Raw genomic sequence first — 14,218 nt, 5'->3', positions numbered from 1 at the left:
AAAATGACTTGCCGTTTAGCGTATAATCTTACCCCAAATCAATTCTGTTAAACCAGCAATCGCATTCATTTGTTGAAAAGAAAAGACTTTAGATGTAAAGCAAAGACATGAATGTATTTCAGTTTCCAGAGCAAAAGTTGATTGAAAAATTTCGGAATGTTGTTTCGCATCAGTCGTGCGAAATTGAGTGGCCTAATGTTGTTGTAACTGCTTCAAAGAAAAAATATCAAAAATCTGTTTTTGAAAGTTCATTTACAATTTTTGCCAATACAAAAGGCACGGTAAATCTGCGAACAAATAAAAGAAACCTTAAAATTTGTGAACAAACTTTTTATCTGAGCAGTCCCTTCGAATCTTTTCATTATGAAATTGATTCAGAGGAAAAGACAGAAACTTTTAATATTCATTTGAGTTATAATTTCTACACAAAAGCAAAATATGCATTTTTAAGTTCAAATAAGGAGTTGTTGGACAATCCCTTCAAACAAGAAACAGGCTTTAGCTTTAACAATCAGCTGCATTACCGAAATTTTGATTTTAATCGTTTAATTCAGTCATACGAGGAAGAAGAGGAGGAAACATTTATGATTGAGTTATTCCAACATTGTCTGATTTTAGACGTCGGGGAAAAGGGGAGACGTTTAAATATTCCGGTTGCAAAAAAATCAACAAAGGAAGAGTTGGCCGGAAGAATGGCCGTTGCCAAAGATTATCTTTTTAGCAACTACAATGACGCTCAGCTTTCTGTTGCGTCTCTTTCAGCATTGGTTTCGATGTCTCATTTCCATTTTTTACGAATATTTAAAAATGTATATGGAGTATCTCCCTATCAATATTTAAAAGGAATAAGAATTGAGAAAGCAAAGTATCTCATTCAGAAAACCGACATGTCAATCGATGAGGTTGCTTATGCTGTTGGATTTCAGGAGCCCACAGCTTTGTATCCTGTTTTAAAAAAGGAATTGAAACAGACCCCCCGGGAATACAGAAAGGAAAATCGCAATTTTCAATAGTCCCGGAACCATTAACTGAACGTACATTCGTAAAAAATGTAATTATGAAAATTCAGTTAGTAAGAAATGCAACGGTAAAGATTTATTTCGGTGGGAAAGTGTGGTTGGTTGATCCTTTTTTTGCGAATGAGAGAAGTCTGCCCCCTTTTGCAGGCAAGGCGGAAAACCCAACTGTTCCGCTTCCCATTTCCATTCCTGAAATACTGGAAGATGTGGATTATGTGATGATTACACATTTACATCCGGATCATTTTGACGAGAAAGCACAGGAAGAGATACCAAAATCGGTGCCATTTGTTATTCAAAAAGCCGACTCTGAAAAAATTAAAACGTTTGGATTTGAAGCAATTGAAATTCAACACGAAAGAGTTTTGGATAATGTCAGGATCTCAAGAGTCGATGCACAGCATGGTGAAGGAGAGATACTAAAAGTAATGGGCGATGTTTCAGGATACGTTTTAGAAGATTCAAAAAACGAAGTTTTGTACATTACCGGAGATACAATTTGGTGCGATAAAGTAAAAAGAACAGTGGACAAGTTTTCTCCCAACGTCGTTATTTGTAATGCCGGAGGAAATGTTTTTTTGCCTGAAAACCATCCATTTAAAGAATATATTTCGCTGGATCATACTCATAAGGTTATTATGGATGAAAAACAGGTTCTGCAGTTGCTAAATCATAAAAAAGATACAACTGTTGTAACTGTTCACATCGGAGCGTTGGATCACGAAACGGTTTCTCGTAAAGAACTGAGGCAGTTTCTGAAGAATAACGATGTATGTGGCAATAGATATCATGTGCCCGAAGACGGAGAAATCATAAAATTTTGCTCGCATTAGTACCATTTCAGATGGTGACGATGTGTTAACTGAGTATCAAACTTTAATGACTAAAACAGCAAAAATAAAGCCTTGCGTGTTGAAATAACCTGAATCTGTTTTAAATTTTACGGATCGGCGCTACCCCGATATTCACAGCTAACTTCTGTCAACATAAGTTTTTTTTTTAAAATAAGAGGTAAGCAATGGATTATTATTCAGATAATTCCCAGTGGCTTATTATGGGGTTTTCGTATAGTCATCCTGTAATCCATAGGAGAAATCAAACCAATGTCAGGCAAAGCGTTAAAAAAAACATTTTACAATAATCAGATTAAACGCTAAAAAACTCAACAAATAACAAAAATTACAGGCATAATTTTTGTTATCTTTCGAACTAAAATATTAGTTCTCTATCCATGAAAAAAATGAAACCTGCTCTAACGCAAACTTTTACTCTAAGTATTTTTATTTCGATAGTTATAAGCACCTTTGTTTTTTCCTGTAAAAATAGCACACCGGATGAAACACAATCTGAACACGACGCACTTCCGGAGGAGAAGAACCTCGTGGAAACCACAGTTATTCAACGTGAAAATTTCACACGCGAAATTGTAAGCAACGGAAAGCTTGCCGCCATACAAAAAGCAGAATTGTATTTCGAGAATCAGGGGATCATTGAAACGATTCCTGTAAAAAACGGACAAACAATTCAGCGGGGAGCAACTCTGGCAACACTTCAAAACGATGATTATAGATTTTCATTTGAAAAGGCAAAAGTGGGCCTGGAAAGTGCGGAGATTGAAAAAATGGATGATTTGCTAAGTATGGGATATAAAGATATAGAGGAAAAAGATGTTCCGCAGGATCATTTGCGAATTGCCAATATCAGGTCGGGGTATAACCAGGCAGTATTGGATTTTGAAGAAGCTGAACGGGTGTTGAAAAATGCAACTCTAAAAGCTCCCTTTTCCGGGAAAGTAGAAGGGGTGAAACAAAAACCATATGAAAAAGTAAATCAGTCGGAGCCGTTTTGCACGTTAATTAGCGACAAACAATTTACTATCGAATTTCCGTTGCTTGAAACTGAATTTGGCGAAGTTCAGGTTGGCCAGCAGGTTACCGTAATTCCTGTTGCCGGAGCAAAATCAACAAAAGGAGAAATTACTGAAATCAATCCGCGTATTGATGACAACGGGCTGGTGTGGATAAAAGCAGAAGTAAATAACCCGGGAGGTTACCTTGAAGGAATGAATGTAAAAGTTAGCATTAAGAAAGCTATTCCAGATCAACTGGTAGTTCCAAAGCAGGCAGTAGTTTTGCGGCAGAACCGCGAAGTACTTTTCCGTTACACCGGCGGAATTGCTTACTGGACATATATAAATGTGCTCGACGAAAACGAAAGCCAATATTCCGTTGAAGCAGCTGAGGGAGCAACACTTGAACCAGGTGACACCGTGATTGTTTCAAATAACCTGAACCTGGCACACGAATCGGAAGTGGAAATGGAATGACTTTTATGATTGTTTTCAGGACATTGACGGGCAGACTCAAATAAATTTGGATTGAATATTGCAGTGAAAGATTTTGATGAAAGAAACAATCCGATTGTAATGTTTTGTAAAATTGATTAGATGAAAAATAAAGTAAAGATTTTAATAATACTATTTGTAATTCATATTTCGTGTTCAACCGGCGACCCAAATACCGGTGATATCAGGAAAATAGTTTTGAAGGAAACAAAAGACGTTCAGCCGGTTTCAAGTTTTGCGTCGGACATTGATTATATCGAATTAAAGTATCAGGGGGAGGTACAGCCCGGCCGGATTCAGAATGTTAAACTTCTGGATAACGAGATTATTGTAAAACAACGTTACGGAGGAGAAACAAGTCTGTTGAGGTTTTCCAAACGAGGTGAATTTTTGAATCAAATTGGAAAAAATAGAATTCAAAATCTACGTGACATTATAAGTTATAATAACGATTTCGCTGTTTGGGATGAAGTTGGTATTAAAGTCTTTTCAAAAAACGGAGAATTTCAGCGGAAGATTTTTAATGTAAATGAACCCGGTAGCCGCTTTTTTTATTCCAAAAGTAAATTTTATCTGTTTCATGAAACAAATGCCCCCGGCTATATAACCGAGTATAGCATGGAGGGCAAAAAGGAAAATGTTTTTCGTCCTTTGAAAGCAGAATTTGAAAATGAAGGGAATCCTTCGGTTACAGAACTGGGAAAAGACAATTTTCATTTGTTTTCGCCGATTAATGATACAATTTATGTTTTTTCAAACCAAAAACTTTTACCCCAATATGTTTTTGACGGGAAACCTTATCCAACGTATATCGAGATTTTAAAAAAGGCCGAGTCAATGTCGGAATATGAGAGGATAAAATATATCAGAAATAACCAGCACTGGAAGGTTAGAACTTATTTGGAAAACGACAATTTCATTTTTATAGATTACAGTTTAGGATCTTATCCGTCGAACATTATCATTCGAAAGTCGGATTGGCAAATTTCTTATGTGAAGGAATTTATAAACGATATTGATGGAGGAGTGTGGGATGATCCCTACTATCTTTCTGATAAAGATGAATTATATATTCCGCTTACATCGTACCAGATTTCCGGGCACACCATAAAAAACAAAAAACGACATGAATTTGATGAGCAGAAGGAAAAAGCCCTTCAAAGTGATAATCCGGTAATATTGGTTTGCAAGCTAAAATAAAAATAGTTGAATGTTGGTCAGGCATTTTAAAACCGACGTTGTCCTGAAATCATTTTGGTACTGCGAACATAAAAAGATATGATACAATACGGATATTCATAAACATATAAGCCAAAAAAACTAAATCAATACCAACAAAATGGTTAAATTTCTCATCCACCGACCTATTGCAGTTACCATGGCTTTCCTGGCATTGCTGTTAATTGGAATTGCAACAACTACAAGCCTTCCCGTTTCGCTTATGCCCGACATCGATATTCCCGTTGTTTCGATTCGTGTTTCCTCCTCGGAAATGCCGGCGCGGCAGTTGGAAAATACTGTGGTAAAAACATTAAGAAGCCTGTTAAAAGAGGTAAATCATGTGGAAGAAATGAGAAGTGAAACCCGTGATGGCGCTGCCTGGGTCGAACTTCGTTTTCGTCACGGAACTCCGATTGATTTGGCATCGGTTGAAGTAAATGAAAAGGTGGATAAAGCGATGAATTCCTTTCCCGACGACATCCGGCGACCTGAAGTTATTCGGGCCAGTGCTTCCGATATTCCTGTTTTCTACCTGATGGTAAATCGTAAAAAAGAGCTGGAGAGCGGCAATACAAAAGAATTTTTACAACTGAGTAATTTCGCCAGCCAGGTTATTCGGAAACGCCTGGAACAGTTGCCTGAAGTGGCCTTGGTTGATATGAGCGGGCTGCAATACCCTGAAATAAAAATCTTTCCCAACAACGCTTATTTGCAAAGTGGGGCTTTTTCGGTCGCTGCTCTTGAGCAAGCCTTACAGGAAAATAACATTGATTTGGGACGCTTGCTAATTCGTGACGGGCAATACCAGTATAATATACGTTTTAACACCCGGTTACGCGATGTTTCTGATATTTCCAAAGTTCCGGTCAACCTGAACGGAAAAGTTGTCCGGCTTGATGAAATTGCAGAAATAAATATGCAGCCGCAACGTTTACAGGGCGATATTAAGTTTAAAGCGCAAAATGCCGTAAGTATGGCGGTGATAAAACAATCGGACGCGAAAATGGCGGAGTTAAAAAAAGAACTCGAATTTTTAGTGGAACGTTTCCGTGAAGATTATCCCGACCTTGAGTTTTCTGTTACCCGCGACCAGTCAAAATTGTTGGAATATTCCATCAATAATTTAGGGCAAAGTTTACTGTTTGGCGGATTGCTGGCATTTTTGGCCATGTTCCTCTTTCTGCGCGAGAAACGTGCTCCCTGGCTGATTGGAGTGAGCATCCCGGTTTCACTGATTATTGCTTTGTTGTTTTTTTATTTGGCCGGACTTTCGATAAATATTATTTCGCTTTCCGGTTTGGTACTTGGCGTGGGGATGATGATTGATAATTCCATTATTGTAATTGATAACATTACCCAGCACCGGCAACGGCATTCGCTGCTCGACCGCGCCTGCAATGAAGGAACAAATGAAATAATCCGCCCGCTGATAAGTTCAGTATTGACTACCTGTGCCGTTTTTATCCCTTTAATTTTTATGAAAGGAATGTCTGGTGCATTATTTTTTGACCAGGCCATTGCAGTAACTATCGGACTTACAGTTTCGCTTGTTGTTTCAATAACTCTTTTACCTACTTTGTACCGTATTTTTTATAAAAAACATTCCGATGTGGATCCTAAAGCCACTTACCCGGTATATTATAGTTGGTATGAAAAAGGATTAAAGTTTGTGTTGCGGCACCAGCTTTTAACGCTTGTTTTGGTGATTGGAATGATAGGAACTGCTGTTGTTTTATACAAGGCGCTGACTGTTTCCCGTTTTCCCGATGTGAGTCAGGATGAAGCAGTTTTAAAAATCGATTGGAATGAGCCTGTTACCCTGGAAGAAAACAACCATCGTGTTACAAAACTGCTGGCTGTATTGTCCGAATCGCCTGAGTATGTTATTGAGGAGGCCGGAAAGCAACAGTATTTATTAAATACCGGTGAAGAAGCAGGTACTTCAGAAACCCGTTTATACATAAAAACAACTTCTCCTTCCAGGCTAAATCAGCTGAGTGAAAAGCTTAGCAACTATCTGGAAAATAACTACCCCGAAAGTGATTTTTCTTTTTCAGAAACCGATAACCTGTTTAACCTGGCATTTGGAAAAACGGAAGCACCTCTGATAGTTAAATTCGCTCATTTTAATCCCGGAGAAGAAGGGTATATTGACGGATTAGCTGAATTGCAGGAAAAAACTGAAACTGCTTTCCCGGGCAGAGTGCGGTCGAAGCTCATTACCAGAAATTTGATTTTACTGGAGACCGACCCCGAAAAGCTAATGTATTACCAGGTGGATAATGACGATTTGTACCGCGAAATAAAAAGTGCTTTTAATGTGAATACGGTCTTTACCATCAACGACAATAACATGTTCGTTCCCGTAAGTATCGGGAATAATTATGCCTCGGTATACGATATTATTCAGAACATTACCATTCAAAATGCAAACGACGAAAAAATACCTTTATCCGGGTTGGTGAAAGTAAGTTCAGGGGCAGGATTAAAAGCGATTGTGGCCGGAAAAGACGGAGAATATTTTCCGGTGCTGCTTAATATAAAAGACAAAGAGTTTAAAGAAGTCACAGCAACATTTAAAAACATGGTAAACAACGACGACCGTTTCAACGTGAGTTTTGGTGGCGAAATCATTGCCGATAAAGGAATGTTAAAAGAACTGCTTGTAATCATTGGCGTAAGTTTATTGTTGCTTTATTTTATTTTGGCTGCGCAGTTTGAGTCATTTGTTTTGCCTGTTATTGTTTTGCTTGAGGTTCCCATCGATTTGTTTGGCGCCTTTCTTTTTCTGATGGCTTTTGGCGCCGGAATCAACATCATGTCAGCCATCGGTATAATTGTGATGACCGGGATTATCATTAACGATTCCATTCTTAAAATTGATACCATAAACAAATTGATGGACAGTGGCTTTTCTTTGTTGCGTGCGGTTTTCGAAGCCGGTAAACGACGCCTGAAACCGATTATCATGACCAGTTTAACAACCATCCTGGCCATGTTGCCTTTCCTTTTTCAAAAAGGAATGGGAGCAGAGCTCCAAAAACCACTCGCACTGGCTATTATTGGCGGGATGACGATTGGGACATTGGTGAGTTTGTATTTTATCCCGCTCATGTACTATTTGTTGAAAAAGAAAAAAGAAGTCGTTCGCAGCTGACATTTCAACGGGTGACTTTTAGCTCACCTGCTGAACAAGAAACGATTTGGTGAAATATTGAGCTTTTGTGTTTTTATGGCAAAACATTAATTATTTCAGGAAACTATGCCAAACTTTAAATAATAAATAATGAAAAATCTAATCCCCTTTTTATCAATATTTATTTTATTGGGGTGTAATTCAAAGGTTAAAACACCACAGGAGAATCAGGAAAAAGCTTTTTCAGGAAAGGCTTCAGAAAAAAGAGAGGTTCTTCAAATTGATCCCCGTAAATTTGAAAACAAGGAATTAAGCTTAGCTGATTTTGCTGCCGATATAAAATATATACCGCTATCCAATAAATTGCAAATCGGGTCTGTTCAGGTTTTACGGCTTACTGCCAATGCTGTTTATATAATTTATAACAGTAGCGGTGGTGGCGAAGGCAACGGGCATCCTCAATTGTTCAGGTTCGATAAAAATGGCAAAAATCCGGTTGAGATTGGAAGCGTAGGAAGAGGTCCCCGGGAATATTTGTCCGGTAATTATTTTGCGGTTGACGAACCGGGTAACCGAATTTATATAAGTGGTAAAATAAATACAGTTCTTGTTTTCGATACATTGGGTAATTATGTTCGTCAATTCAAATTTCAGAATCCGGATCAAAGATTTGCCCAACTGGAATATTTGGATAAAAATAAATTATTTGTGCCTGCTCAAAAACGTGGCGCAGGTGGCCCGTATTTATGGTCGATTATCGATACTTTGGGGAATATCGTTTCGAGTAAAAACAATTCAACCCCTCCATTCGAAACACGCCTGGGGCCACGTTCAGGGACATTTATTTTTCAGGATAAAATTTCGTATTGGGTCGATTACAACGATACCATTTTCCAAATAGCACCCGATTTTAGTTATCGTGCTTCCTATATTATCACTCCGGGAGAACACAAGGTAACACATCAGGATTTGCCCTTTTCTCCCGATTTGCCCGAGAAACTTTTGGAGTTCTATTCTCCTCATGTTTTTTGGGAAACCAATAAATATTTAATAAGCCGCTACAACTTCAAAGGAAAATTTGCCTATGTTTTTATCGATAAAAACACACATAATACCTCTGTTAGCTCCTTCGAATGGGAAAGAAGAAAGAGAGGAGGAATCCCCAATAATTTTGACGGCGGAATGGATTTTAGTCCTGAAACCTGTTTTACTGATAACGGCAAAGAATACCTGGCAGGATATATTCAGCCTTACGAACTTAAAATTTATGTCGCTTCCGATGAATTTAAAATGACCACCCCAAAATTTCCAGATAAGAAAAAAGAACTGGAACAACTCGCCAACAGTTTGGATGAAAACGATAATCCGGTGTTGATGCTGGTGAAGCTGAAAGAATAAAAACAATTATTTAATACAATAAAAAGTTTAACAACCTAAAAACTGAAATTATGCATTTTACAACATTTTCCCTCCGGTTTTCCAAAACAAATATGGTTTTGGTCCTGTTTGTTTTTGTATTTTATTCATGTGCAACCCAAGCCAGCGATGGTATAAAAACGGTAAATATTTTTGAAGCGGAAGAGGGCGGACTCACTATTTCCGAAATAGCTGATGATATAACTTACATTCCTTTGGCAAGCGATTCTGTTTTGGCCTATATTATGAATGTGGTATATTTTGATGGCGAATACTTTGTGAAAGATAACAAATCAAAATTCCTTCGCTTTGACGGCCACGGGAATTTGTTGAATCAAATCGGAAGACGAGGTCAGGGACCCGGAGAATACATGTATACCAGTGATTTTGTAATACATCCTGCAACAAGTAATATTTATATTTCGGGCGGAAAACCTGAACAACTTATGGTATTTTCACGCAAAGGCAAATTTTTAAAAACAATTGATTTAACTAAGAAGTACACAAATTCAATTGGAATTAGTGGCGAAAACCTCTTTTTATTTTATCTCGATGGGGCAGAACATAATGAAGAAAATATGGATCTGCTCGATACAGACGGGAACAAAATTAAAAGTTACTCAAACAAATATAAATTTGAAAGAGGTAGGGCAATGATGTCGTTTTCAGGAGAATGTGCAACTTACTTGCTGGAGGACAAATTGCATTTTAAGGAAATTTTTTCTGATACTATATTTTCCATAGACGGGCAAAACATGGTACCTAAAATGATATTAAACTCTGAAGAAAAAAGATTTACACCTGAAACACGAAAGAAAGTCAGTGAGGAATTGGGTGCAGATCCACGTGAACCGGGCGCAAGTCTGACAAATAGTGTAACACAAAACAATCTTTTTGAAACCGGCAATTTTTTGTTTTACGAATATGGGTATAATAAAAAAGGCAGGATGTTGATTTACAATAAATCAACGGGAAAAGCGGTGGAAACGGATTCGCAGGAAGGTATTAAAAACGACTGGGACGGCGGGCCAAATATTCAATTAAAAATGGCCAAAGACGACAACACTGTTTTTGCATGGGTGAATGCTTTTGAACTAAAACAATATGTTGCTTCCGACGATTTTAAAAATTCTGTCCCAAAACACCCCGAAAAGAAAAAAGAACTGGAAGAACTTGCCAATAGTCTGGATGAAAATGATAACCCGTTGTTGATGCTTGTGAAATTAAAGCCACAGTAACTTATAAAAATGAAACAAATAATTTATTTGCTGTTTATCTTGTTATTCTTCTCCTGTAGTCCTTCAGAAGAATCAGAAAATAACGTAATTCATATCGATCCAACAACATTTTCTGAAGAAGAAATTTTGTTATCAGAGATTGCAGATGATATTGCGTATGTACCGCTGGCCAATGAATTCCCGATTGGTTTTGTCTATTCTTACAAAATAACCGATGATTTTATTTACGCCGCCATAAAGGATGTTGGTGTTATGCGGTTTTCAAAAGATGGAAAACTGAACAAAAGATATGGCAAAATTGGTAGAGGTCCGGGAGAATATGTGTACTGTTTGGATTTCGTTTTAAACCCGGATAACGGCATGGTTTACGTTATGGATCATAAAATGGATGACGTTGAAGTATATTCCAAAAGCGGAAAACATGTTCGGAATTTTAAATTACCCGGCGATGAAGATGGGTTTGGATTAAGTGAAATCGAACTTTTTAATTCATCATTGGTTTTTGCGCAATATTTGAACATGGGAAGGGGTGATAACGACTGGATTGTGTTGGATACACTCGGAAACAGAATTACAGAAAAGAAAAATCCTTATCCGGAGTTTAAAGGACGAATCGGCTCAATTGGCGGGCTTTCCAAATATGCTGAAAACTTATTGTACTGGGATAATTTTAAAGACACTGTATTTAGCATTTCCCTCGATTTTAAATCTAGAGCTGTATGTATTTTTGCGCCGGGTGAACATAGGTGGCCAATGACGACCGAAAAATACAATCCTGTTGACGTATTTCTTAATAATCAGAGTAAATATCTGATCTCGCACCTGTTTTTGGATGCAGGTCATTTTTATGTGTATGAATATTTTTACGACAAGAAATTAAGGTTGGCAATCATTGATAAAATTAAGGGTGAGGCGAAATCAATTGATTTAAAAAACCGCAAAGGAGGAATTACCAATAATATTGACAACGGACTTCCCTTCATTCCTGAGAATTATTTTGAATTTGGTGCAGAAAAATACCTGGTTTCGATTGTACAGCCGTATGCACTAAAAACGAGAATTGAATCAAATGCATTCAAAAATTCCACCTCAAAATTCCCCGAAAAGAAAAAAGAACTGGAAGAACTTGCCAATCGTTTGGATGAAAATGATAACTTGGTGTTGATGCTGGTGAAATTGAAAGATTGAGTCAGCAGCATTGTAGGTTGGAAATTTAACTTGCGACAGAAAGAAAATATAAAAACCAGAAAAATATTGGAAAACTGGTAACCATTTTGAATGAAAATGAAAACCTGTTCGACTAAAACGATAAAAGTGAAAGTTATACTAAAAATAATCTTATTAACCTTAGTTGTTGGTTGCACGAATGTCCAAAAACCTGATAACAAAAAAAATATATTGCCTTATGTGAAAATCGGAGAAGCGCTGGATAATCGCAAATCAAATATAAAATCATTGATTGACTTTATTGACTCAGTAAAGTATATTCCTTTGGAAACAACTCCTGAATGTAACATTGAGGAAATTAAAAAAATTATAAGTTACAACGGGAATTTTTATATATGGGATTACAATGCGATTTTAAAGTTTAATAGCAACGGGAAATTTATTTGCCAAATTGGGAAAATGGGAAGAGGACCAAAAGAATATGGCCGGAACAGGGAGATGACCATTCGGAAGGATACATTGTTTGTAAACGAAGGAAAAAAAATAGTTGCTTTCAACGCTGATGATGGAAGCTTTATACAATCATACTCTTTTCCGGATCGTTGGTTTGCTGAAAGATTAAACGGATATTTTGTAAGCATAAATTCCAAAACAGGTTTTATCGAATTTGTCAACAATAGAGGCAGTGTAACCGATTCTTTAGATTATGAACATTTCAGCCAAAATGAGATTTACCCGGATATGATGATATATCCTGTTTACGATGTATTTTTCGGAACACCGGGTGCTTTAAAGATATCAACATCGCATAACGATACTATTTTTGAAATAAATCGTAATCACCAGTTAATTCCCCGTTATATTTTTGATATTGGCGATTATAAATTACCTGAAAAAGAGCGACTTGAATATTTGGGGGATTTTATGCAATTTCAAAAAATAACGTCCGGATTTGTCCGGCCTGTTCCGCTTGAAACCACCAGGTTTTTAATTGTTCAACTGGGAAAATGGGGAGCTGAAAGCAAGTATGAAGATTTGGGCTTCCGGGATAATAAGGCTGATTTACTTGGTTTTGGAATATTTGATAAGAAAACAGACGAATTTTTTGTAATCTCAGAAGACAACGAAAATTATCCTTGCTTTTTTCCACATGTTTCTGATGAAGAGAATCGTTTAATCTCCTGGGGCTATCCCGTTGATTTGATAAGTTTCTACAATGAAAATAAAGAAAAGTATAATTTTTGCGTTTCTTTTACCCATACAGTGAAAAGTCTGGAAATGGAAGATAACCCCGTTATAATTGAAGTTAAGTTAAAAGAATAACGAAGTGGTTAATATCGTTTTTGTAAAACCACAAAAAGCCAAAACATGAGGGAGCAAAATGCGATTTCATTTTTAAAATTCTTCAGCTTTGTTTTTGTTATTGTTTTTTGGGGATGTCAGTCAAATTCAACAAAAAACAAAAAGAATACTGAACAGTCAGAGGGTAAACTTTCAGAAAGAGTAACAGCGCAATTCAAAGAAATCGATCCCCGTAAATTTGAAGACAACGAATTATGTTTATCATTATTTACGGATGACATCAAATACATCCCACTATCCAATAAAATCCCCATTGGAGATTTCTACGTTTTCAGGGTTACATCCAATGCTATCTATTTAATATACGACAATAGCGGAGGAGGTGAAGGCAACGGCCATCCTCAATTGTTCAGGTTTGATATAAATGGCAAAAATCCGGTTGAGATTGGAAGCGTAGGCAGAGGTCCCCGGGAATATTTGTCTGCAAACTATTTTGCTGTTGATGAAGCCAACAACCGGATTTATATTAATGGGAAGTTAAATACGGTATTGGTATTCGATACGCTTGGAAACTACATTCGCGACTTCAAATTTAAGACTCCTGAAATAGGCTTTTCAAAAATGGATTTTTTGAGTAACAACAGATTGTTTTTACCTCAACAGTCACTAGGTGCCCAAAGAGCTTATTTGTGGTATGTTACGGATACGTTGGGAAATGTAATTTCAAGGAAAAAAAATTCAATACCACCATTTGAAACTCATACAGGGTCATATTCGGGAACTTTTAAGTATAAGGATAAAATATCATACTGGATTGATTACAACGATACGATTTTTGAGGTATCACCAGGTTTAAGTTGCCAACCATCGTATCTAATTGCCCCGAATGAAAACCGTCTTGAAAATTTGAAATCAACTTCACCTACCGGAATGTTTTTGAAGCCTTCAGAATTTTATTTACCTCGTTTTTTTACAGAAACCAATAAATATTTAATAAACAGATATTCCTATAACGGGAAATATGCTTTTACTTTTATCGATAAGAAATCTGGGGAAACATATACTTGCAATTACAAATTGGGGGAAGGAGGAATTACGAATGACTTTGATGCCGGGTTAAAGTTTTTCCCATTGGAATATTTTTCTGATGGAAAGGACGAAAACCTGATATCTATTATCCAATCATTAGAACTTAAAATTTATGTAACTTCCGACGAATTTAAAAACTCCACCCCAAAATACCCCGAAATGAAAAAAGCTCTGGAACAACTCGCCAATAGATTGAATGAAAATGATAACCCGGTGTTGATGCTTGTGAAACTAAAAGAATAAGAAATGAGATTAGATCTTAAAATTGTTTTTTTGCTGGTTATAC

10 protein-coding genes are annotated in these 14,218 nt (G+C 36.9%); all 10 read left to right on the top strand.

Annotated features, from left to right (window positions below; translation table 11 throughout):
- Positions 1-107 precede the first annotated feature (107 nt).
- The 10 genes from K5G00_RS18225 to K5G00_RS18180 all read left to right on the top strand — a co-directional run bounded on the left by K5G00_RS18225 (position 108) and on the right by K5G00_RS18180 (position 14,175).
- On the top strand, positions 108-1,013 hold the full coding sequence (locus K5G00_RS18225; RefSeq protein ID WP_238767621.1) for a helix-turn-helix domain-containing protein: 906 nt from the start codon (positions 108-110) through the stop codon (positions 1,011-1,013).
- Between the two features lie 44 nt (positions 1,014-1,057).
- Positions 1,058-1,852 carry an MBL fold metallo-hydrolase gene (locus tag K5G00_RS18220; RefSeq protein WP_238767620.1) on the top strand — a complete coding sequence of 265 codons (795 nt, stop codon included), beginning with the start codon at positions 1,058-1,060 and terminating at the stop codon, positions 1,850-1,852.
- 407 nt (positions 1,853-2,259) lie between these two features.
- The gene (locus tag K5G00_RS18215) at positions 2,260-3,345 is read left to right on the top strand and encodes an efflux RND transporter periplasmic adaptor subunit (protein WP_238767619.1); all 1,086 of its coding nucleotides are present in this window, start codon (positions 2,260-2,262) and stop codon (positions 3,343-3,345) included.
- 120 nt (positions 3,346-3,465) lie between these two features.
- The gene (locus K5G00_RS18210) at positions 3,466-4,563 is read left to right on the top strand and encodes a 6-bladed beta-propeller (RefSeq protein ID WP_238767618.1); all 1,098 of its coding nucleotides are present in this window, start codon (positions 3,466-3,468) and stop codon (positions 4,561-4,563) included.
- A 139-nt stretch (positions 4,564-4,702) separates the two neighbouring features.
- Positions 4,703-7,741, top strand: a complete 3,039-nt coding sequence (locus K5G00_RS18205) for an efflux RND transporter permease subunit (RefSeq protein WP_238767617.1) — start codon at positions 4,703-4,705, stop codon at positions 7,739-7,741.
- 129 nt (positions 7,742-7,870) lie between these two features.
- Positions 7,871-9,118: a 6-bladed beta-propeller gene (locus K5G00_RS18200; RefSeq protein ID WP_238767616.1), complete on the top strand. Its 1,248-nt coding sequence runs from the start codon at positions 7,871-7,873 to the stop codon at positions 9,116-9,118.
- Positions 9,119-9,168: 50 nt separating this feature from the next.
- Entirely contained in the window at positions 9,169-10,374 is a 1,206-nt protein-coding gene (locus tag K5G00_RS18195) for a 6-bladed beta-propeller (protein WP_238767615.1), read from the top strand.
- Positions 10,375-10,383: 9 nt separating this feature from the next.
- Positions 10,384-11,562, top strand: coding sequence for a 6-bladed beta-propeller (locus K5G00_RS18190; RefSeq protein ID WP_238767614.1), 1,179 nt, complete (start codon positions 10,384-10,386; stop codon positions 11,560-11,562).
- 126 nt (positions 11,563-11,688) lie between these two features.
- Positions 11,689-12,864: a 6-bladed beta-propeller gene (locus tag K5G00_RS18185; RefSeq protein WP_238767613.1), complete on the top strand. Its 1,176-nt coding sequence runs from the start codon at positions 11,689-11,691 to the stop codon at positions 12,862-12,864.
- A gap of 45 nt (positions 12,865-12,909) precedes the next feature.
- Positions 12,910-14,175 carry a 6-bladed beta-propeller gene (locus tag K5G00_RS18180; RefSeq protein ID WP_238767612.1) on the top strand — a complete coding sequence of 422 codons (1,266 nt, stop codon included), beginning with the start codon at positions 12,910-12,912 and terminating at the stop codon, positions 14,173-14,175.
- The last annotated feature ends 43 nt before the right edge of the window (positions 14,176-14,218 follow it).

Source organism: Maribellus maritimus, from assembly GCF_022267315.1.
Taxonomy (GTDB): domain Bacteria; phylum Bacteroidota; class Bacteroidia; order Bacteroidales; family Prolixibacteraceae; genus Draconibacterium; species Draconibacterium maritimum.
The sequence above is the reverse complement of the archived record's forward strand: the minus strand, read 5'-3'. Positions and strand labels throughout refer to the sequence as shown.